The sequence below is a fragment of the Pseudomonas salmasensis genome (genome assembly GCF_014268375.2).
Taxonomy (GTDB): domain Bacteria; phylum Pseudomonadota; class Gammaproteobacteria; order Pseudomonadales; family Pseudomonadaceae; genus Aquipseudomonas; species Aquipseudomonas salmasensis.
Genome location: NZ_CP077083.1, coordinates 4,573,696 through 4,594,350, shown reverse-complemented (window position 1 = coordinate 4,594,350; position 20,655 = coordinate 4,573,696). Strand labels below are relative to the sequence as shown.

General features: G+C 59.8%; 26 protein-coding genes. 11 read left to right on the top strand and 15 right to left on the bottom strand.

Annotated elements, in window-relative coordinates:
• Positions 1–1,278, top strand: a complete 1,278-nt coding sequence (locus tag HU731_RS20590; protein ID WP_032893544.1) for a uracil-xanthine permease family protein — start codon at positions 1–3, stop codon at positions 1,276–1,278.
• A gap of 114 nt (positions 1,279–1,392) precedes the next feature.
• On the opposite strand, the gene hisC is transcribed toward HU731_RS20590, so the two are convergent.
• The 10 genes from hisC to HU731_RS20540 all read right to left on the bottom strand — a co-directional run bounded on the left by hisC (position 1,393) and on the right by HU731_RS20540 (position 9,420).
• Positions 1,393–2,445: a histidinol-phosphate transaminase gene (gene hisC / locus HU731_RS20585; protein ID WP_186607348.1), complete on the bottom strand. Its 1,053-nt coding sequence runs from the start codon at positions 2,443–2,445 to the stop codon at positions 1,393–1,395.
• 3 nt (positions 2,446–2,448) lie between these two features.
• Positions 2,449–3,765: a histidinol dehydrogenase gene (gene hisD / locus HU731_RS20580; RefSeq protein WP_054919317.1), complete on the bottom strand. Its 1,317-nt coding sequence runs from the start codon at positions 3,763–3,765 to the stop codon at positions 2,449–2,451.
• A gap of 128 nt (positions 3,766–3,893) precedes the next feature.
• Positions 3,894–4,529 (bottom strand): ATP phosphoribosyltransferase, encoded by a 636-nt coding sequence (hisG, locus tag HU731_RS20575; RefSeq protein WP_003188599.1) that lies wholly within the window; start codon positions 4,527–4,529, stop codon positions 3,894–3,896.
• Between the two features lie 213 nt (positions 4,530–4,742).
• The gene (murA, locus tag HU731_RS20570) at positions 4,743–6,008 is read right to left on the bottom strand and encodes a UDP-N-acetylglucosamine 1-carboxyvinyltransferase (RefSeq protein WP_003188598.1); all 1,266 of its coding nucleotides are present in this window, start codon (positions 6,006–6,008) and stop codon (positions 4,743–4,745) included.
• A 23-nt stretch (positions 6,009–6,031) separates the two neighbouring features.
• A complete protein-coding gene (locus HU731_RS20565) occupies positions 6,032–6,271 on the bottom strand; it encodes a BolA family protein (RefSeq protein WP_003188597.1) in 240 nt (79 codons plus the stop codon).
• A gap of 114 nt (positions 6,272–6,385) precedes the next feature.
• Entirely contained in the window at positions 6,386–6,691 is a 306-nt protein-coding gene (locus HU731_RS20560) for an STAS domain-containing protein (protein WP_003188596.1), read from the bottom strand.
• Positions 6,688–7,335, bottom strand: coding sequence for an MlaC/ttg2D family ABC transporter substrate-binding protein (locus HU731_RS20555; RefSeq protein ID WP_186607347.1), 648 nt, complete (start codon positions 7,333–7,335; stop codon positions 6,688–6,690). Before HU731_RS20555 ends, HU731_RS20560 begins: the two co-directional genes overlap by 4 nt.
• 11 nt (positions 7,336–7,346) lie before the next feature.
• On the bottom strand, positions 7,347–7,814 hold the full coding sequence (mlaD, locus tag HU731_RS20550) for an outer membrane lipid asymmetry maintenance protein MlaD (RefSeq protein WP_003188593.1): 468 nt from the start codon (positions 7,812–7,814) through the stop codon (positions 7,347–7,349).
• Positions 7,814–8,611 (bottom strand): lipid asymmetry maintenance ABC transporter permease subunit MlaE, encoded by a 798-nt coding sequence (mlaE, locus tag HU731_RS20545; protein ID WP_003188592.1) that lies wholly within the window; start codon positions 8,609–8,611, stop codon positions 7,814–7,816. The genes mlaD and mlaE overlap by 1 nt, the downstream gene beginning before the upstream one ends.
• The gene (locus tag HU731_RS20540) at positions 8,611–9,420 is read right to left on the bottom strand and encodes an ATP-binding cassette domain-containing protein (RefSeq protein WP_003188590.1); all 810 of its coding nucleotides are present in this window, start codon (positions 9,418–9,420) and stop codon (positions 8,611–8,613) included. The genes mlaE and HU731_RS20540 overlap by 1 nt, the downstream gene beginning before the upstream one ends.
• 310 nt (positions 9,421–9,730) lie before the next feature.
• Between HU731_RS20540 and HU731_RS20535 the strand changes: the two genes are divergently transcribed.
• The 10 genes from HU731_RS20535 to HU731_RS20490 all read left to right on the top strand — a co-directional run bounded on the left by HU731_RS20535 (position 9,731) and on the right by HU731_RS20490 (position 16,739).
• Complete coding sequence (locus HU731_RS20535) at positions 9,731–10,705, top strand: KpsF/GutQ family sugar-phosphate isomerase (RefSeq protein WP_034126314.1); 975 nt, start codon at positions 9,731–9,733, stop codon at positions 10,703–10,705.
• Complete coding sequence (locus HU731_RS20530) at positions 10,706–11,230, top strand: KdsC family phosphatase (RefSeq protein ID WP_003188588.1); 525 nt, start codon at positions 10,706–10,708, stop codon at positions 11,228–11,230. It abuts the gene before it with no gap.
• 8 nt (positions 11,231–11,238) lie between these two features.
• Entirely contained in the window at positions 11,239–11,811 is a 573-nt protein-coding gene (lptC, locus tag HU731_RS20525) for an LPS export ABC transporter periplasmic protein LptC (protein WP_014716937.1), read from the top strand.
• Entirely contained in the window at positions 11,798–12,331 is a 534-nt protein-coding gene (lptA, locus tag HU731_RS20520) for a lipopolysaccharide transport periplasmic protein LptA (RefSeq protein ID WP_186607346.1), read from the top strand. Before lptC ends, lptA begins: the two co-directional genes overlap by 14 nt.
• Entirely contained in the window at positions 12,331–13,056 is a 726-nt protein-coding gene (lptB, locus tag HU731_RS20515) for an LPS export ABC transporter ATP-binding protein (RefSeq protein ID WP_044271639.1), read from the top strand. The genes lptA and lptB overlap by 1 nt, the downstream gene beginning before the upstream one ends.
• Positions 13,057–13,240: 184 nt before the next feature.
• Positions 13,241–14,734 (top strand): RNA polymerase factor sigma-54, encoded by a 1,494-nt coding sequence (locus HU731_RS20510; RefSeq protein ID WP_003188580.1) that lies wholly within the window; start codon positions 13,241–13,243, stop codon positions 14,732–14,734.
• 75 nt (positions 14,735–14,809) lie between these two features.
• Positions 14,810–15,115, top strand: coding sequence for a ribosome hibernation-promoting factor, HPF/YfiA family (gene hpf, locus HU731_RS20505; RefSeq protein WP_003171804.1), 306 nt, complete (start codon positions 14,810–14,812; stop codon positions 15,113–15,115).
• A gap of 10 nt (positions 15,116–15,125) precedes the next feature.
• Positions 15,126–15,590, top strand: coding sequence for a PTS IIA-like nitrogen regulatory protein PtsN (gene ptsN, locus HU731_RS20500; protein WP_186607345.1), 465 nt, complete (start codon positions 15,126–15,128; stop codon positions 15,588–15,590).
• 2 nt (positions 15,591–15,592) lie between these two features.
• Positions 15,593–16,450 (top strand): RNase adapter RapZ, encoded by an 858-nt coding sequence (rapZ, locus tag HU731_RS20495; protein WP_003188578.1) that lies wholly within the window; start codon positions 15,593–15,595, stop codon positions 16,448–16,450.
• Between the two features lie 16 nt (positions 16,451–16,466).
• Positions 16,467–16,739 carry an HPr family phosphocarrier protein gene (locus HU731_RS20490; RefSeq protein ID WP_186607344.1) on the top strand — a complete coding sequence of 91 codons (273 nt, stop codon included), beginning with the start codon at positions 16,467–16,469 and terminating at the stop codon, positions 16,737–16,739.
• A gap of 122 nt (positions 16,740–16,861) precedes the next feature.
• Here HU731_RS20490 and HU731_RS20485 read toward each other — a convergent pair whose 3' ends face one another.
• The 5 genes from HU731_RS20485 to HU731_RS20465 are packed head-to-tail and all read right to left on the bottom strand — an operon-like array spanning position 16,862 to position 20,621.
• Complete coding sequence (locus tag HU731_RS20485) at positions 16,862–17,755, bottom strand: ZIP family metal transporter (protein WP_186607343.1); 894 nt, start codon at positions 17,753–17,755, stop codon at positions 16,862–16,864.
• A 32-nt stretch (positions 17,756–17,787) separates the two neighbouring features.
• Positions 17,788–18,399 (bottom strand): superoxide dismutase, encoded by a 612-nt coding sequence (locus HU731_RS20480; protein ID WP_014716929.1) that lies wholly within the window; start codon positions 18,397–18,399, stop codon positions 17,788–17,790.
• A gap of 1 nt (position 18,400) precedes the next feature.
• A complete protein-coding gene (locus HU731_RS20475; RefSeq protein ID WP_161906417.1) occupies positions 18,401–18,829 on the bottom strand; it encodes a DUF2753 family protein in 429 nt (142 codons plus the stop codon).
• A gap of 27 nt (positions 18,830–18,856) precedes the next feature.
• The gene (locus HU731_RS20470; protein WP_186607342.1) at positions 18,857–20,233 is read right to left on the bottom strand and encodes a class II fumarate hydratase; all 1,377 of its coding nucleotides are present in this window, start codon (positions 20,231–20,233) and stop codon (positions 18,857–18,859) included.
• On the bottom strand, positions 20,226–20,621 hold the full coding sequence (locus tag HU731_RS20465) for a hypothetical protein (protein WP_032893559.1): 396 nt from the start codon (positions 20,619–20,621) through the stop codon (positions 20,226–20,228). Before HU731_RS20465 ends, HU731_RS20470 begins: the two co-directional genes overlap by 8 nt.
• Positions 20,622–20,655 lie beyond the last annotated feature (34 nt).

The following is a 20,655-nucleotide window of genomic DNA, read 5'->3' as shown; positions in this document are numbered from 1 at the left end:
ATGCAGGATGAATTCAACGACCCGCTTTGGCGCCAGATCCTGTCTGGCGCACAAATGCTCTTTGTAGCATTTGGCGCGTTGGTGTTGATGCCGCTGATCACAGGTCTTGATCCAAACGTCGCGCTGTTCACCGCAGGCCTGGGCACGTTGCTGTTCCAGGTGGTGACAGGGCGGCAGGTGCCGGTATTTCTGGCATCGAGCTTCGCGTTCATCACCCCGATCATTCTCGCCAAGGGCCAGTTCGGCCTGGCGGCGACCATGGGCGGGGTGATGGCGGCGGGTTTCGTCTATACGTTCCTGGGCCTGGCCGTGAAGGTCAAGGGCACCGGTTTTATCGACCGGCTGCTGCCGCCCGTGGTGATCGGCCCGGTGATCATCTCGATCGGCCTGGCCATGGCGCCGATTGCCGCCAATATGGCCATGGGCAAGTCCGGCGACGGTGCCGAGTTGATCCATTACCAGACCGCGATGCTGATCTCGATGCCAGCGCTGCTCACCACCTTGATCGTGGCCGTGTTCGGCAAGGGCATTTTCCGCCTGGTGCCGATCATTTCCGGTGTGCTGGTGGGCTTTGCCATGTCGTTCTACTTTGGTGTGGTCGACACGGCGAAAATCGCCGCCGCACCGTGGTTCGCCCTGCCCCACTTCACCGCGCCGGAGTTCAACTGGCAGGCGATCCTGTTTATCGTCCCGGTGGCCCTGGCCCCGGCGATCGAGCATATCGGTGGCGTGATTGCGGTAGGCAGCGTGACCGGCCGCGATTACCTGAAAAAGCCTGGCCTGCATCGCACGCTGCTGGGTGACGGTATTGCCACCACGGCTGCCGGCATGTTTGGCGGACCGCCGAACACCACCTACGCCGAGGTGACCGGCGCCGTGATGCTGACCAAGAACTACAACCCGAAGATCATGACCTGGGCGGCAGTGTTTGCTATCAGCCTGGCGTTCATCGGCAAGTTCGGCGCACTGCTGCAGAGCATCCCGGTACCGGTGATGGGCGGGATTCTATGCCTGCTGTTCGGCTCGATTGCCGCGGTGGGGATGAACACGCTGATTCGCCACAAGATCGACCTGGGTGAGGCGCGCAATCTGGTGATTGTGTCGGTTACGTTGGTGTTCGGGATTGGCGGTGTGCTGGTGGGTACCGGCACCGGCCCGGATGATTTCGGCCTCAAGGGCATTGCCCTGTGTGCGGTGGTGGCGATTGGTTTGAACTTGCTGCTGCCGGGCAATGATGGCTGGAAGAACAAGAAGCCGGATGATGAGCCGCTGATCTAAGTTTTCTGGTGTAGCTGATGGCCTCATCGCGGGCAAGCCCGGCTCCCACAGGGAAATGCAGCATCCTGTGGGAGCCGGGCTTGCCCGCGATGAGGCCCTTACAGCCTGTAAAAATTAGAGCTCGCCGAGCCCGTCGATCAGCGCCTGGTTCTGCTCCGGCGTCCCGATGCTGATCCGCAGGAACTGGGCAATCCGCTCCTGCTTGAAGTGCCGCACAATCACCCCTTGCTCACGCAACTTGGCGGCCAGCCCTGCAGCGTCATGCTGCGGGTGACGCGCGAAGATGAAGTTCGCCGCCGACGGCAACACCTCAAACCCCTTGCCTTGCAATTGCGCGACGACCTGGTTGCGGCTGTCGATCACCCACTGAGTGGTCTTCTCGAAGTATTCACGGTCGTCAAACGCGGCCGCCGCGCCAACAACCGCCAACCGATCCAACGGGTAGGAGTTGAAGCTGTTCTTGACCCGCTCCAGCGCCTCGATCAGGTCTGGGTGGCCCACGGCCAGGCCCACACGCAAACCGGCCAGTGAGCGCGATTTGGACAGGGTCTGGGTTACCAGCAGGTTCGGGTAACGGTCGACCAGGCTGATGGCGGTTTCGCCGCCGAAGTCGATATAGGCTTCATCGACCACCACCACCGAATCCGGGCTGGCCTTGAGGATCTGCTCCACCGCGTCCAGCGCCAGTACGCAGCCGGTGGGCGCGTTAGGGTTGGGGAAGATGATTCCGCCGTTGGGCCTGGCGTAGTCAGCGGCGCGAATCTGGAACTGCTCGTCCAATGGCACCGCGTCGAACGTGATGCCATACAGGCCGCAGTACACCGGGTAGAAGCTGTAGCTGATGTCCGGGAACAGCAGCGGCAGATCGTGCTGGAACAGGCCATGGAAGATGTGCGCCAGGACTTCATCGGAACCGTTGCCGAGGAACACCTTGCCGGCGTCGATCCCGTAATACCTGGCCACGGCCTGCTTGAGCAGGTCGCTGTTGGGGTCTGGGTACAGGCGCAAGTTGTCGTTCAACTCGGCCTGCATTGCCGCCAGCGCCTTGGGCGATGGGCCGTAGGGGTTTTCGTTGGTGTTGAGCTTGACCAACTTGGTCAGCTTCGGTTGCTCACCGGGTACGTAGGGCACCAGGTCCTTGACGAAAGGGCTCCAGAATTTGCTCATGCCTTACTCTCCCTTGACGATGCGGTATTCAGCGCTACGGGCGTGAGCGCTGAGGGATTCACCACGGGCCAGCACCGAGGCGGTCTTGCCCAGCTCGGAAGCGCCTTGTGGCGAGCAGAAGATAATCGACGAGCGCTTCTGGAAGTCGTACACCCCCAGCGGCGACGAGAAACGCGCAGTGCCGGAGGTTGGCAACACGTGGTTGGGGCCGGCGCAGTAGTCGCCCAGGGCTTCGCTGGTGTGGCGGCCCATGAAGATCGCCCCAGCGTGACGGATCGATGGCAACCAGGCCTGTGGGTCCGCTACGGACAGTTCCAGGTGCTCCGGTGCGATGCGGTTGGCCACTTCGATGGCCTGCTCCATGTCACGCACCAGAATCAACGCACCACGGCCGTTGATCGATTTTTCGATGATCTCGGCACGCTCCATGGTCGGCAGCAGTTTATTGATGCTGGCGGCGACCTTGTCGAGGAACTCGGCATCGGGGCTGACCAGGATCGCCTGGGCGTCTTCATCGTGCTCCGCCTGGGAGAACAGGTCCATGGCGATCCAGTCCGGGTCGGTCTGGCCGTCGCACACCACGAGAATTTCCGAGGGGCCGGCGATCATGTCGATACCGACCTGGCCAAACACATGGCGCTTGGCCGTCGCCACGTAGATATTGCCGGGGCCAACCACCTTGTCGACCTTCGGCACGCTTTCGGTGCCATAAGCCAGCGCTGCGACAGCCTGGGCGCCACCGATGGTGAACACACGGTCCACACCGGCGATGCAGGCGGCAGCCAGCACCAGCTCGTTGATTTCGCCTCGCGGGGTCGGCACCACCATGACCACTTCGGTCACACCTGCGACTTTGGCCGGGATCGCATTCATCAACACCGAGGATGGATACGACGCCTTACCGCCCGGCACGTACAGACCGGCGCGGTCCAGTGGCGTGACCTTCTGGCCCAGCACCGTGCCGTCGGCCTCGGTGTAGCTCCAGGAGTCCTGCTTCTGCTTTTCGTGATAGCTGCGTACCCGCGCCGCAGCCACTTCCAGGGCTTCACGCTGTGGCGCGGTGATGCGCGTCAGCGCCAGCTCCAGGCGTTCACGCGGCAGGATCAGATCGGCCATGGACTGCACGTCCAGCCCGTCGAACTGGCGGGTAAAGTCCACCAGCGCCGCATCACCGCGCTCGCGCACGGCCTTGATGATGTCGAGCACTCGCTGGTTGACCGAGTCGTCGGACACGCTTTCCCAGCTCAGCAGATGATCCAGATGATGGGCGAAATCCGGGTCGGCAGCGTTGAGTCGGGCAATTGCGGTGGACGTGGTCATAGCGAGGGCCTCAATAGAATTGGCAAAAACTCAGGCGCCCTAAACTAGCAGTCGTTTCCGCTTGGGCACCTGAGAATTCTGGCTATGAGGCGGATAGACGGGCGCAGCTTTTCAGCTACGCGGGTGAGTCAACCGCGGTGTCGCGACTCCACTGCCTTGCGCAGGGTGTCGATCAACGCCTGGATACGGGCGTGCTGCATCTTCATCGATGCTTTGTTGACGATCAGGCGGGAGCTGATGTCAGCGATGAAATCCTGGGGTTCCAGACCGTTGGCACGCAGGGTGTTGCCGGTGTCGACCACGTCGATGATCTTGTCGGCCAGGCCAATCAGTGGCGCCAGCTCCATGGAGCCGTAGAGCTTGATGATATCGACCTGACGGCCTTGTTCGGCGTAGTAGCGCTTGGCGACGTTGACGAACTTGGTGGCGACCCGCAGGCGGCCCTTGGGCTCGACATCACCGACACGGCCGGCGGTCATCAGCTTGCACAGGGCGATGCGCAGGTCCAGGGGCTCGTACAGGCCCTGGCCGCCGTATTCCATCAGCACGTCCTTGCCGGCAACCCCCAGGTCGGCGGCGCCATGTTCAACGTAGGTCGGCACGTCGGTAGCCCGCACGATCAGCAGGCGCACGTCGTCCTGGGTCGTGGGGATGATCAGCTTGCGGCTCTTGTCCGGATTCTCGGTCGGCACGATGCCCGCTTCAGCCAGAAGCGGCAACGTGTCGTCAAGGATGCGGCCCTTGGACAGTGCGATGGTCAACATGGGAAATGTCAGTCCTTCATCAGGCTATTGCTGTCCGGTCGCAAACGGCGCCAGACACAGATCGAGGCCATGACAGCCTCGACTTGAAACAAACCGGTGTTTGTAGGAGCGAGCTTGCTCGCGAAGAACGTCAACGATAACGCGTTTATTCAGAGTAAACGCGGTGCACATGAGGCCTTCGCGAGCAAGCTCGCTCCTACAGGGCAGCGGGGGTTAGCCCGGTACGCGGCGGATTTTTGCGCCGAGCATCTGCAGTTTCTCTTCGATGCACTCGTAACCACGGTCTATGTGGTAGATGCGGTCGATCAGGGTGTCGCCTTCGGCGCACAGTGCCGAGATTACCAGGCTGGCGGAAGCACGCAGGTCGGTGGCCATGACTGGCGCGCCCTTGAGCTTGTCGATGCCGGTGACGATGGCGGTGTTGCCTTCGACCTGGATCTTGGCGCCCATGCGGTGCAGTTCATACACGTGCATGAAGCGGTTTTCGAAGATGGTCTCGATCACGGCACCGGTGCCTTCGGCAATGGCGTTCAAGGAGATGAACTGCGCTTGCATGTCGGTCGGGAACGCCGGGTACGGAGCGGTACGCACGTTGACAGCTTTTGGCCGCTTGCCGTGCATGTTCAGCTCGATCCAGTCTTCGCCGGTGGTGATCTCTGCGCCGGCTTCCTTGAGTTTTTCCAGGACGGCTTCAAGGATGGTCGGATCGGTGTCCTTGACCTTCACACGGCCACCGGTCACGGCAGCGGCAACCAGGTAGGTGCCGGTCTCGATGCGGTCAGGCATGACTTTGTAGGTGGCGGTGTGCAGACGCTCTACGCCATCAATCGTGATGGTGTCGGTGCCAGCGCCGGAAACCTTCGCGCCCATGGCGTTGAGGAAGTTGGCCAGGTCGACCACTTCCGGCTCGCGCGCGGCGTTCTGCAGCACGCTGCGACCGTTGGCCAGGGCTGCAGCCATCATGATGTTCTCGGTACCGGTCACACTGACGGTATCAAAGAAGAAGTTCGCGCCACGCAGGCCGCCTTCTGGTGCCTTGGCCTTGATGTAGCCGCCTTCGACGTCGATGACTGCGCCCATGGCCTCAAGGCCACGGATGTGCAGGTCGACCGGGCGCGAACCAATGGCGCAACCGCCAGGCAGGGCCACTTCGGCTTCGCCGAAACGGGCAACCATCGGGCCCAGCACCAGGATCGACGCACGCATGGTTTTCACCAGTTCGTACGGTGCGATCAGGGTCTTGATGGTGCGCGGGTCGATTTCGACGGCCAGTTTCTCGTCGATCACCGGCTCAATGCCCATGCGACCAAACAGCTCGATCATGGTGGTGATGTCGTGCAAGTGCGGCAGGTTGGCCACAGTCACTGGGCCATCGCACAGCAGGGTCGCTGCCAGGATCGGCAAGGCGGAGTTTTTCGCACCGGAAATGCGGATCTCGCCATCAAGGCGGGCACCGCCGGTAATAATCAATTTATCCATAAGAATCTCGACGCCTTGGGGGCTCAGGTGCGCTCGGCCCAGGCCGCGCGGCTGAAAAATTTCATAGTGACCGCATGGATGCTGCCATCGGTGATCCATGGGTTCAAATGGGCATAGATCTGCTGCTGACGCTTGACCGGGCTCAATGCCGCCAGTTCATCGCTAATCACGTTCAGCTGGAAATTGCAGCCTTCGCCTTCAACTTCTACAGTCGTTTCCGGCAGCTTTCCTTCAAGGAAGCTCTTAACTTCTAGGGCCTGCATGCTCAACCTCTATCGGCGCCCAGTGCGCACGGGTCGCACATCATACAAAAAAGCCCCGCGCCTGCGAACCCCGCATAGCAGGACTCTGACGGGGGGCTTTTCTAATAATGTGTATTAAGGATGCGCCAGCAGCTCGGTCAAACCGGAAACTTCGGCAATTTCGCGCATGTCTTCCGGCAGCGCACGGATGCTGACCGGCTTTTTTGCCGCTTCGGCATCACGCATGAAGCACAGCAACAACGACAGGCCGACACTGCTGGACTTGGTCACTGCCGAACAATCAAGCACCAGCTCTGGCGCCTTGCTGGCCTTGATCAGCGCCTGGCCCTGCTTGCGCAGGTCAGGCCCGGTGCGGTAATCCAGCACGCCGCTGAGGAACAGCTCGCCGGCATCGCCGATACGAACAGCCGACTCGGTCATTGCGCAGGCTTCCCGGCAGCTTTGTCGGTTTCTTCCTTGGCCTTGGCCACTTCACCGGCCCAACCATTGATGGTCTTGTCCAGGTCGTTGCCATTGCGCTGCATCGCGTCAGCGAACTGGTCACGGAACAGCTTGCCGATGTTGATACCGTTGATGATCACGTTGCGCAGTTTCCACTCGCCGTTGATCTTCGTCAGGGTGTAGGACACTGGGTACACGGCGCCATTGCTGCCGGAGACTTTCATCCCGACTTCGGCACGGTCGCCCGACTCGTCCTTGGCCGGGTCAACGATAATGCCCTGGTTGTTGTACTCCAGCAGGGCGTTACCGTAGAACTGGAACAGGCCCTTCTTGAAGTTCTCCTGGAACGTCTGCATCTGCGCAGGCGTAGCCTTGCGCGAATACTTGACCGTCATGATGCTTTTGGAAATACCTTCAGCATCGACCACAGGGCCAACGATGGCGTCAAGCGCCTTGTAGAACTGGGAAGGGTCTTGCTTGTACTGTTCTTTGTTAGCCTTGAGGTCAGCCAGCATTCTGCTGGTGGTGTCCTGCACCAAATCGTGGGCAGAACCTGCCGCGTTAGCCATCATCGGCAATGCTGCAAGCAGTACCAGCAGGCCACGTCGCAAGGTAGAGATCATGAACAGATTCCTCATTTGGCGTCTTTATTGACCGTATTGAGCAAAAATTTTCCGATCAGGTCTTCAAGCACCAGCGACGACTGTGTGTCGTGGATGGTCGAACCATCCTTGAGCAGGGCTGTTTCCCCGCCCACGCTGACACCGATGTACTTCTCGCCCAGCAACCCCGCAGTGAGGATAGATGCTGTGGAGTCAGTCGGCAGATTATCTACCTTCTTGTCCAGTTGCATCGTCACCCGACCGGTAAAGCTGTCGCGGTCCAGATCGATTGCCGTGACCTTGCCGATGGTGACACCGGCCATGGTCACTTTGGATCTGACCGTCAAACCGGCGATATTGTCGAAGTACGCGTAAAGTTTATAGGTATCGGCGGTAGGGCTGGCCGAAAGGCCGCTGACTCGCAGGGCCAACAACAGTAAAGCCAGGATGCCAGCCAGCAAGAAAAGGCCGACACCGATTTCCACAGTGCGGTTTTGCATCAGAAATCTCCAAACATCAAGGCGGTCAAAATAAAGTCAAGGCCCAGTACCGCCAGCGAGGCGTACACAACGGTCTTGGTAGTGGCACGGCTGATCCCCTCTGAAGTGGGCTCACAGTCATAGCCTTGGAATACGGCAATCCAGGTCACCACAAAGGCAAAGACGATGCTCTTTATAATGCCGTTGAGCACGTCACCGGTGAAGGTCACGCTGTTTTGCATGTTGGCCCAGTAGGAGCCGTCGTAGACCCCCAGCCAGTCAACCGCCACCCACGAACCGCCCCAGATACCCACCACGCTGAAGATCATCGCCAGCAATGGCAGGGAAATGAAGCCGGCCCACAGGCGCGGGGCAACAATGTACTTGAGCGGGTCCACGCCGATCATTTCCAGGCTGGACAGCTGCTCGGTGGACTTCATATTGCCGATTTCAGCGGTCAGCGCCGAACCCGCACGCCCCGCGAACAACAAGGCGGTGACCACCGGGCCTAGCTCACGCAACAGGGTCAGGGCCACCATCTGCCCTACCGCCTGCTCCGAGCCGTAGCTGGACAGGATATTGAAACCCTGCAGCGCCAGCACCATGCCGATGAACACGCCGGAGACCACGATGATCACCAGGGACATCACCCCCACCGAGTGCAGCTGCTTGACCAGCAGGCCAAAGCCGCCGCCGATGCCGCCGCGCCCCAGCAAGGCGTGGAACAGGAAAATGGTCGAACGCCCCAGCACTTCGACGATGTCGATGCCCGAGCGACCGAAAAGGCGAACCTTCTCGATAAGAGATGTCTTGCGCATCAGCGCTTCCCCAGAAGATCTGAGCGGTAGTCCGCTGCCGGAAAGTGAAAAGGCACCGGGCCATCGGGGTTGCCGGTCATGAATTGGCGAATGCGCGGGTTATCGGCGTTCATCAATTCTTCAGGCGTACCCTGCCCCAGCACCTGACCATCACCCACTACATAGAGGTAGTCGGCAATGCTCGCGGTTTCGGCCAGGTCGTGGGACACCACGATACTGGTGATCCCGAGTGCATCGTTGAGCAGGCGGATCAGGCGCACCAACACGCCCATGGCGATCGGGTCCTGACCCACGAATGGCTCGTCGTACATGAGGATCTGTGGGTCGAGGGCAATGGCCCGCGCCAGGGCAACACGGCGCTTCATGCCGCCGGACAACTCGTCTGGCATCAGGTCGATGGCGCCGCGAAGGCCCACGGCCTGCAGTTTCAGCAACACGATGTCACGAATCATTTCATCGGACAGCTGGGTGTGCACCCGCAGCGGGAAGGCTACGTTCTCGAACACATCGAGGTCGGTGAACAGCGCGCCGCTCTGGAACAGCACCCCCATATGCTTGCGCGCATCGAACAGATCGCTGCGCGACAGCGTCGGCAGGTTCTGGCCGTTGACCCACACTTCCCCGGCACTGGGGCGCAATTGCATGCCCATCAGGCGCAACAGGGTGGTCTTGCCGCAACCGGAAGGCCCCATGATGCCCGTGACCTTGCCGCGAGGAATGCGAATATCGACGTTATTGAAGATGCTGCGCGTACCGCGCTTGAAGGTAAGGCCCTTCAGCTCGACCGCGTAGGCGTTATCGGCACTCATCTAATCTCCTTGGGATGCAGCCTTTCACTCAGACACCATGTGTGCGACTTTGGTTTTCAACAGATGCGCAATAGTTGAGCACATGGGTTGGGCGGACCGAACTGGCGGCGAACTATATCACTGCTGGTACAGAGCGCCCAAGGCCGGAACAGCGCTGGTTCAGATTTGAGACAGGGAAAAAACGTTGCTCGCTATGTTGCCGAGGGTGGTTTTCAGTTATCCGGCGCACAAAGCCTGACGAACTTGTGTGAGGGAATTGATCATTACCGCTATAATCGCCGACTTTTCGTCAGGCTATACGATTTCAGACATGAGCCAATCCAGCGACCTTATTCAATCCGCACAACGCACCATACGCCTTGAGCTTGAAGCCGTAGAAGGCTTGCTGGCGCATATCGACGCGGATTTCGTGCGCGCCTGCGAGATGATTCTGGCCAGCAAGGGCCGCGTTGTGGTGGTCGGCATGGGCAAGTCCGGGCACATTGGCAACAAGATCGCCGCGACCTTGGCGAGCACCGGGACCACCGCGTTTTTCGTGCACCCGGCCGAAGCCAGCCACGGCGACATGGGGATGATCACCAAGGATGACGTGATTCTGGCGCTGTCCAACTCCGGCACCACCAACGAAATCGTGACCCTGTTGCCGCTGATCAAGCGCCTGGGCATCCAGATGATCAGCCTCACAGGCAACCCTGAGTCAACGCTGGCCAAGGCCGCCGACGTCAACCTGAACGTGCATGTGGCCCACGAGGCCTGCCCGCTGAACCTGGCACCCACCTCCTCCACCACCGCCGCGCTGGTGATGGGCGATGCACTGGCAGTGGCACTGCTTGAGGCTCGCGGGTTTACCGCTGAAGACTTCGCATTTTCCCATCCAGGTGGTGCGCTGGGCCGTCGCCTGCTGCTTAAAGTGGAAAATGTCATGCATCGCGGCGCCGAACTGCCGAGCGTTCCACGCGGCACCCTGCTTCGGGATGCGCTGATGGAAATGACCCGCAAGGGCTTGGGCATGACCGCCATCGTCGAGACCGACGGCCGGCTGGCCGGGATATTCACAGACGGCGACCTGCGTCGCACCCTGGACCGCACCATTGATATCCATACCGCGACCATCGACGCTGTGATGACCCCTCACGGCAAGACTGCCCGCGCCGAAATGCTCGCGGCTGAAGCGTTGAAAATCATGGAAGATCACCGCATAGGTGCTCTTATCGTGGTCGACGACGATGACCGGCCGATCGGCGCCCTTAACCTTGGCGACTTGCTGCGCGCAGGAGTGATGTAAATGACCAGCGACCTGATGCAACGCGGTAAAAACATCAAACTGGCGATTTTCGACGTCGACGGCGTGCTGACCGATGGCCGCCTGTACTTCCTCGAAGACGGCAGCGAATTCAAGACCTTCAACACCCTCGACGGCCAAGGCATCAAGATGCTGATGGCAGCGGGCGTGCAAACCGCAATTATCAGCGGTCGAAAAACACCGGTTGTGGAACGCCGCGCACAAAACCTCGGTATTCCTCACCTGTATCAGGGCCGCGAGGATAAACTGGTGGTGCTGGACGAGCTTCTTGGCCAACTCAACCTAAGCTATGAACAAGTCGCCTATCTGGGCGACGACCTGCCAGACCTGCCGGTGATTCGCCGGGTAGGCCTGGGCATGGCCGTCGCGAATGCCGCGGCGTTTGTGCGCGAACACGCCCATGGCATCACCACCGCCCGTGGCGGCGAAGGTGCCGCCCGCGAGTTCTGCGAGTTGATCCTGCGTGCCCAGGGCAGTCTTGAAGCGGCCCACGCCGCCTACCTATAGAGCGTTATATGCTGAGCAAAAAGATTCGCAACTTCCTGTTATTCGGGGTCATCGCCGCGCTGTTACTGGCGGTGGGCTACTGGAATATCAGCCCGGAGCGCTTTCTCGACAAGCCTGTTGCGCAGGTTGACGAAGGCCTTATCGACTATTACGCCACCAATGCCTACAGCATTCAGTACCTGCCCGACGGCAAGGTGCAGTATGAGATGACATCGGACAAGGTCGAGCACTTGAAGGCTTCCGAAGTCAGCCTGCTGACCAATCCGGACCTGAACCTGTATCGCGGCACCGAATTTCCCTGGCACGTCACCAGCAAGCGTGGCGAGGTGAACCCGGACGGCACCGAAGTTGAACTGATCGACTCGGTGCGCGTCGCACGTACAGACGCGCAGAACCGCGACACCATCATTACCAGCAGTCGTATGACCGTATTCCCACAGAAGCAATATGCGCAGACCGAGCAAGACGTTAGAATCGACGGCGCTGGCGGTGTATCGACTGGCAAGGGAATGAAAGCGTATTTGAAAGAAAGCAGGATACACCTGCTATCGAACGTAAGAGGACAGTATGAGGCTCGTTAAAACCCTCCCTATTTTGCTCGGTCTGGGCGCAGCACTGGGAAGCGTGAGCGCCTGGGCTCTGCCGAACGATAGCCAGCAACCGATCCATATTTCGGCTGACGATGCACAGCTCGATGACAAGAAAGGTGTTGCTACCTACACCGGTGGCGTAATCATCACCCAGGGCTCGATGAAGATCACCGGCAACACGGTGACCCTGACGCGTACCCCCGCAGGCGACATTGACGTAGTGACGTCGGTGGGCAACCTGGCTTATTTCGAGCAGAAGCAGTCCGCCACCGACACCGGCCCGATGAAGGGTTACGGCAAGACCATCCAGTATCACGCCCAGCAGAATCGTATCGTACTGATCGACCAGGCCAAGGTACTGAGCCCCGACGGCAACTCGACCGAAGGTGAAAAGATCACCTATGACACCGTCAAGCAGATCGCCAACGCCGGTCGCGCCAACGGCTCCAAGGTCACTGCACCGCGCCCGCGCATCGACATGGTTATCCAGCCGAAGAAGAAGGCCGAGTAATGGCAACCCTGAAAGCCCAGCATCTGGCCAAGGCCTATAAAAGCCGCCAGGTGGTACGCGACGTCAGCCTGTCGATCGAGAGCGGCCAGATCGTCGGCCTGCTCGGCCCTAACGGTGCCGGCAAAACCACCTGCTTCTATATGATCGTCGGGCTGGTCCAGGCAGACCAGGGTCGCGTACTGATCGACGACCTGGACGTCAGCCACCAACCCATGCACGGTCGTGCACGGGCAGGTATCGGCTATCTCCCCCAGGAGGCGTCGATCTTCCGCAAACTGTCGGTAGCTGACAACATCATGGCGATCCTCGAGACCCGCAAGGAACTCGATCGCGACGGCCGCCGCCAGGAGCTGGAAAGCCTGCTGCAGGAATTCCACATCAACCACATTCGCGACAACCTCGGCATGAGCTTGTCCGGTGGTGAACGTCGTCGCGTGGAAATCGCCCGCGCCCTGGCGACCGCGCCGAAATTCATCCTGCTGGATGAACCGTTCGCCGGTGTCGACCCGATTTCGGTAGGCGACATCAAGCAGATCATCCATCACCTCAAGGCCAAAGGCATTGGGGTGCTGATCACGGACCACAACGTTCGCGAGACCCTCGATATCTGCGAAACCGCTTATATCGTCAACGATGGCCAGCTGATTGCCGAAGGCGATGCCGAGACTATCCTGGCTAACGAGCTGGTGAAGGAAGTGTACCTGGGTCACGAGTTCCGCCTGTAAACACAGGGGTATCGCGCTTTTCCCTGGAGCGCGCGGGAGTCAATAGAAACCTCGGTTTTTTTATTGTTACCGCGCTCTAGGCAAAGGCCCCGAGATCAGGCATATAATTTGCTTATGTTTGGCGCTCACGCGCCCTGTCGTGGATGGCGCATTGCGCCGGCGAATAAGGTGTTAAGCCCCTGCCATGAAACCATCGCTAGTCCTGAGAATGGGCCAGCAGCTGACGATGACACCGCAGCTGCAACAGGCCATCCGCCTGCTCCAATTGTCGACCCTGGACCTGCAACAGGAAATCCAGGAGGCCCTGGAGTCCAATCCGATGCTCGAACGCCAGGAAGAAGGCGACGACTTCGACAATGCAGATCCGCTGGCCGACAACATCGAGCAAAAACCCAATCCCGACGTGCAGGAACCCTCCTATCAGGAAACCGCCCCGACGGTGGATAACCTGGAGGAAGGCGACTGGAACGAACGCATTCCCAACGAGCTTCCCGTGGACACCGCGTGGGAAGACGTCTACCAGACCAGTGCCAGCAGCCTGCCAAGCAACGATGATGACGAGTGGGACTTCACCACCCGTACGTCGGTGGGCGAGAGCCTGCAGAGCCACTTGTTGTGGCAACTGAACCTGGCGCCGATGTCCGATACCGATCGCCTGATCGCGGTCACCCTGATCGATTGCATCAATAACCAGGGCTACCTGGACGAAACCCTCGACGAGATCCTCGAGGCCTTCGACCCGGAACTGGACATCGAACTGGACGAAATCGAAGCCGTCCTGCACCGCATCCAGCAATTCGAACCCGCCGGCATCGGTGCACGCACCCTCAGCGAGTGCCTGTTGCTGCAACTGCGCCAACTGCCGGCCAAGACGCCATGGCTCACCGAAGCGCAACGCCTGGTCAGTGATTACATCGACCTGTTGGGCAGTCGCGACTACAGCCAACTGATGCGCCGCATGAAGCTCAAGGAAGATGACTTGCGCCAGGTCATCGAGCTGGTGCAAAGCCTCAACCCCCGCCCAGGTTCGCAAATCGAATCCAGCGAAGCCGAATATGTGGTGCCCGACGTCATCGTGCGCAAGGACAACGAACGCTGGCTGGTGGAGCTGAACCAGGAGTCGGTACCGCGCCTGCGGGTCAACCCGCAATATGCAGGCTTTGTGCGCCGCGCTGACACCAGCGCCGACAACACCTTCATGCGCAACCAGTTGCAGGAGGCGCGGTGGTTCATCAAGAGCCTGCAAAGCCGCAACGAAACCCTGATGAAAGTCGCGACCCAGATCGTCGAGCACCAGCGCGGTTTCCTGGAATACGGCGACGAGGCCATGAAGCCTCTGGTGCTGCACGACATCGCCGAAGCCGTCGGTATGCACGAATCGACGATTTCCCGGGTCACCACGCAGAAATTCATGCATACCCCACGGGGTATTTATGAGCTGAAATACTTTTTCTCCAGCCACGTCAGCACCTCCGAAGGCGGCGAATGCTCGTCCACGGCGATCCGCGCGATCATCAAAAAACTGGTTGCCGCGGAAAATCAGAAAAAGCCGTTGAGTGACAGCAAGATCGCTGGTTTACTGGAGGCACAAGGCATTCAGGTCGCCCGTCGAACCGTCGCCAAGTACCGCGAGTCCCTTGGGATCGCGCCTTCCAGCGAGCGTAAGCGGTTGATGTGACGGGCGGGCCACAGCGTTCCAGTGGTGGGTATTCCTGCCCACCGCTTTATGCACTGGCAACGAAGGAGAAGCTGTATGCAAGTCAACATCAGTGGACACCAGCTGGAAGTCACCAAGCCCCTGCGTGAGTACACCGAGAGCAAACTGAACAAGCTTGCGGGGCATTTTGACAAGATCACCAACGTGCAGGTCATCATGGAGGTCGATAAGCTCAAGCAGAAAATCGAGGCCACCCTGCACGTACCGAATGCCAAGCTCGTCGCCAATGCGGAACATGAAGACATGTACGCGGCAATCGACTCGCTCTACGACAAGCTCGACCGCCAACTCATAAAGCATAAGGAAAAGAATCTGCACCTGATGCAAGGTACAGGTCGTTAACTCTCCCCCCATGATCCGACTTGAAACCATCCTGACCCCCGGCCGTTCACTCGTGAACGTGCCGGGCGGCAGCAAGAAAAAAGCCCTCGAACAAATTGCCAACCTGATCGCACGCGAAGTGCCGGATCTAGAGATGCAAGATGTCTTCGAGGCTCTGATTGCCCGTGAAAAACTCGGCTCAACCGGTTTTGGTAACGGCATCGCTATTCCCCACTGCCGCCTCAAAGGTTGCGAGACACCTGTGAGCGCGCTGATGCACCTGGACGCTCCGATTGATTTCGACGCCATCGACGGTGCCCCGGTTGACCTGCTGTTCGTTCTGCTGGTCCCGGAAGCGGCCACCGATGCGCACCTGGAACTGCTCCGGCAGATCGCCAGCATGCTTGACCGCAAGGATGTACGCGACAAACTGCGCAGCGCCTCCAGCAATGAAGCGTTGTACCAAGTTGTCCTGGATGAACAAAACGGGCAGTAATCATGCGTTTGATCATCGTCAGCGGTCGCTCCGGCTCGGGTAAGAGCACCGCCCTCAATGTGCTTGAGGACAACGGCTTCTATTGCATCGATAACCTGCCGGCCGGCCTGCTGCCAGAGCTGGCGGAACGTGCATTGATCCATACCGAATTGGCGCAGCCCCTGGTTGCGGTCTCGATTGACGCCCGCAACCTGCCCAGCCACCTCTCGCGGTTCCCGGAACTGTTGGAAGAAGTGCGTGCCAAGCACATTCATTGCGACGTGCTGTACCTGGATGCCGACGAAGAAACCCTGCTCAAGCGGTTCTCCGAAACTCGTCGACGTCACCCCCTCAGCAGTGCCAACCGCTCTCTGGCCGAAGCCATCGAGGATGAGACCAAACTGCTCGGGCCGATCATTGACCTGGCCGACCTGAAGATCAACACCACCAACCTGAACCTTTATCAGTTGCGCGATGCGATCAAGCTGCGCCTGCTGAACCAGCCTGAGCCGGGGACGGCGTTTTTGGTCGAGTCTTTTGGCTTCAAGCGCGGCATGCCGGTAGACGCCGACCTGGTGTTCGATGTGCGCTGCCTGCCCAACCCTTACTGGAAGCCGGAACTGCGCGATCAGTCGGGGTTGGACCAGCCTGTGGTCGACTACCTGGCCGCGCAACCAGACGTAGAAGAGATGTTCCAGGACATCTCCAGCTACCTGCTCAAATGGTTGCCGCGCTTTGCCGCCAGCAATCGGGCCTATGTCACCATTGCCATTGGCTGCACCGGCGGCCACCACCGCTCGGTCTATTTGACTGAACGGCTGGGCCAGGTGCTGCAACAAACCCTCAAGAACGTCCAGGTTCGCCACCGCGACCTTAGCTGAAAGGAACACCTGCGCGATGCCTGCTCTGGAAATTGAAATCATCAACAAGCTGGGCCTGCACGCCCGGGCGTCGGCTAAATTCGTTGGAGTGGCCGGGCGGTTCCCCTGCCAGATCCGTGCTGGGCGCACGCCGCAAAGCATGGTCGATGGCAAAAGCATCATGGCGATGATGATGTTGGCGGCCGGCAAAGGCACCAAGATCCACCTGAGCACCGAAGGCGAGCAAGAAGACGAAGCAATGGCCGCACTGGTCGAGTTGATCAACAACTACTTCGACGAAGGCGAATAACCCCTACTGTAGGAGCGAGCTTGCTCGCGAAAAACGTCAACGATAACGCGGGCATCCTGGTTTAACGCAGTGCTCTCAGGTTTTTCGCGAGCAAGCTCGCTCCTACATAGATAAAGCCATCCTCAGCCCAACGCCGTATCCATCACCATCATCAAGCAAAACCCGAGGCACAGCCCGAGGCTGGCGAGCTTTTCATGACCATTGCGGCGCGACTCGGGGATGACTTCGTGAGTCACCACCAGCAACATTGCCCCGGCGGCCAGCGCTAGACCCAACGGCAACAACACTTCGGCAAGGCTCACCAGCCATGCGCAGAGCACCGCGAATACCGGTTCAACCAAGCCTGAGGCAGCGCCAATCAGGAAGGCCTTGACCCGCGACATTCCCGCTCCCACCAATACCAACGCAATCACCAGCCCTTCGGGGACATCCTGCAAGGCAATGCCCATGGCAAGGCTGTCGGCATCCGCCATGCCTCCGCCTGCAGACACACCTACAGCCATGCCTTCCGGAATGTTGTGCGCAATGATGGCAAACACGAATAACCAGATACGCGGCGGGATAACCGGTTTATCCGGTGTACCCACCAGCAGTTCCGGGCTGGCGCCGGAGACCTTGCGGTCCACAAGGTACAGGACGAATGCGCCGAGCATGATGCCGAAGCTGATCAGCCCACCGGCGCCCCAGGGTGACAGCCCCAGGCTTTCAGCAGCCGCGATACCCGGCACGACCAGGGAAAACGCGGTCGCCGCCAGCATCACACCGGCCCCAAAGCCCAGCAGGGTATCGCTCAGCGCCATCGGCATGCGCCGAATCACCAACACCGGCACCGCCCCCAGCGCGGTGCCGAGCGCGCAGATCGCCCCGCCCTGCAAAGCACGCAGGATGCGCGGTTCCAGGTTCAGCCAGGCCAGCCCATGGGCCACCAATAACGCAGTACCTGCCAATAGCAGCAGCGTGCCAAACGCATAACGAAACATTCGTACGCTACCGATCGCCAGTGTTTGAGTGCCCATAGTCGGCCTTAGATCTTGTTATGGAGTGAATGTCAGGCCAAAGCGGCCTGATAGCGCGCGGCAACCTCCGGCCAGTTGATGACGCTATAGAAGGCATTGATGTACTCCGGTCGTCGGTTTTGATATTGCAGGTAGTAAGCGTGCTCCCAGACGTCCAGGCCCAGGACCGGTGTATTGCCGCTCATCAGCGGGCTGTCCTGGTTGCCGCTGCTTTCCACCACCAGCGTTTTCTGTGGCGTAACGCTCAGCCAGGCCCAGCCACTGCCGAAACGCGTCAACGCCGCCTTGGTAAACGCTTCCTTGAAGCTGTCGAAGCCGCCAAGTTGTTCGTCGATGGCCTTGCCCAGCGCGCCCTCGGGTTTGCCACCCCCTGTCGGTGACATGACCGCCCAGAACAACGAGTGGTTTGCATGCCCGCCTCCTTGGTTGACCACGGCAGCGCGTAATTTCTCCGGCAATGTTTGGACGCTGGACACCAGCTTCTCCACCGGCCAGCCAGCGAACTCAGTGCCCTCGACCGCGGCATTGAGGTTATTGATGTAGGTCTGATGGTGTTTGGTGTAGTGAATTTCCATGGTTTGCGCGTCGATATGCGGCTCTAGGGCGTCGTAGGCGTAAGGCAAGGCCGGCAAGGTATAGGTCATATCAATGTGCTCCATAGTGGGACGTGGACGTTGGCGTCGCAGCATTGCCCAGCAGCCGATGAGTGCGTGGGTATTCGCCGTGATCGCTGATGAAATTCAGCAGCTCGACGTAGGTCTTGCTGCTCTGGCGCAGCGCGGCCTCGCGCAATGACGGGCTCAGGCGCGGGTCCTGCATGGTCTGCAAAAGGCGCTGATGAATAGCGCAGAGGTATTCGGCACTTTCCTCAGGCTGGTTCAGACGCAAGTGCAGATCTGCCAGGTTGTGATGGGAAATGACGCAAGCCGCCACTGCTTCGTCGGCATCCGCCCAGCGTTCGAACAACACTTGGGCCAGGGCCAGGGCTTGCAGATAGGCCTCGCGAGCGTCAACCAGCTCACCCGCCATAAAGCAGCGATTGGCCCGTTCGATCGTGCGTTTCCAGTGCTCCATGGTGAGCCTCCAAAGCAGGGTCGTTGATTACACGCCGCCGGCGGTGAGCTTTTCCGGGTCCAGCAGGACTTCCAGTTGGCTGCGAGGCAGGTCCGTGTGTTCGAGGGCGACATCGATCACCGGGCGGCCTTGCTGATACGCCTTCTTGGCGATTTCAGCGGCTTTCTGGTAGCCGATGATCGGGTTAAGTGCGGTGACCAGGATCGGATTGCGCGACAGCGCTTCCTTGAGCTTGGGTTCGTTGACCTTGAAGCTGGCAATGGCCTTGTCCGCCAGCAATCGGCTGGAGTTGGCCAGCAACTCCAGGCTGCTGAGCAGGTTCTGGGCAATGATCGGCAACATCACATTCAGCTCGAAGTTGCCCGATTGGCCGGCCACGGTGATCACTGTGTCATTGCCGATGACCTGGGCGGCCACCATGGCGGTCGCTTCAGGGATGACCGGGTTGACCTTGCCCGGCATGATCGACGAGCCCGGCTGCAGCGCCTCCAGTTCGATTTCACCGAGGCCGGCCAATGGGCCGGAGTTCATCCAGCGCAGGTCATTGGCGATCTTCATCAGTGACACCGCCGTGGCTTTCAACTGGCCAGAGACTGCAACGGCGGTGTCCTGGGAGCCAATCAGCGCAAACAGGTTCTTGCCGGGGGTGAACTTCACGCCGGTCAACAGGCTCAGTTGCTGGCTGAAACGCCCGGCAAACTCGGGGTGCGCGTTGATCCCGGTACCGACCGCCGTGCCGCCCTGGGCCAGTGCTTGCAGCGCCGGCAGCAGGTCCTGCAAGTGGCCGATATTGGCCTTGAGCTGCTGCGCCCAGCCGTTGAGCACCTGGCTCATGCGCACCGGCATGGCATCCATCAAATGCGTACGGCCGGTCTTGATGAACGGATGAACCGCCTCGGCTTTTTGCTCGATGACCTGCACCAGATGCAACAGGGCCGGCAGTGTTTGCTCATGCAGCACCAACGCGGCACTGACGTGGATGGTGGTGGGGATGATGTCGTTGCTGCTCTGGCCACAATTGACGTGGTCATTGGGGTTGACCGTCTCGCCGAGCAAACGGCTGGCAAGGGTCGCGATCACTTCGTTGGCGTTCATGTTGGAGCTGGTGCCGGAGCCGGTCTGGAAGATATCCACCGGGAAGTGCTGCATGTAGTCGCCTTCCAACAAGCCTTGGGCGGCATCGACAATGGCCTTGCCCTGCCCTTCGCTGATTTGCTTGAGGTCGACATTGACCTTGGCCGCGGCTGTCTTGGCCAGGATCAGGGCGCGGATGAATTGCGCCGGCATGGGTTGATGACTGATCGGAAAATTATTCACGGCACGCTGGGTTTGCGCACCGTACAAGGCTTCGGCAGGGACCTGCAGTTCGCCCATGCTGTCGCGTTCGATACGGGTGTTACTCATCATTAGATCCTTGCACCAAGTCAGAAACGGAAATCGAAGGCAGTAATTCGCAGCTCGCCAATTGCCAGGCAAAGGTCTGCCAGCGCTTGAGGCGGCAGGCACAGTGGGAGAGTTTTTCCAGGTCGCGCAGCGGCCGCCAGGCCTGGTCCAGGCACAGGGAGCGCCAATGCCAGGGCAAGGCGATATCGCTGGCAGTGTCGATCAACAAGCGAAATGAGGTTTCAGCGATCGTCCACGGATGGGTTGCGGTGCAACACGCCAGGTACCGACCTTCGTTGAGGTAATGCTCGATCAGGCGGGGTTCATTGGGATCCAGGCCACAGCGAATCTGGCGGCTCATCCAACGCCAGCTTTCCAGATAGGGATCCTCATGCAGGACAGAACTCATGAGCCACACTCATTCGGTAATGATATTTATTATT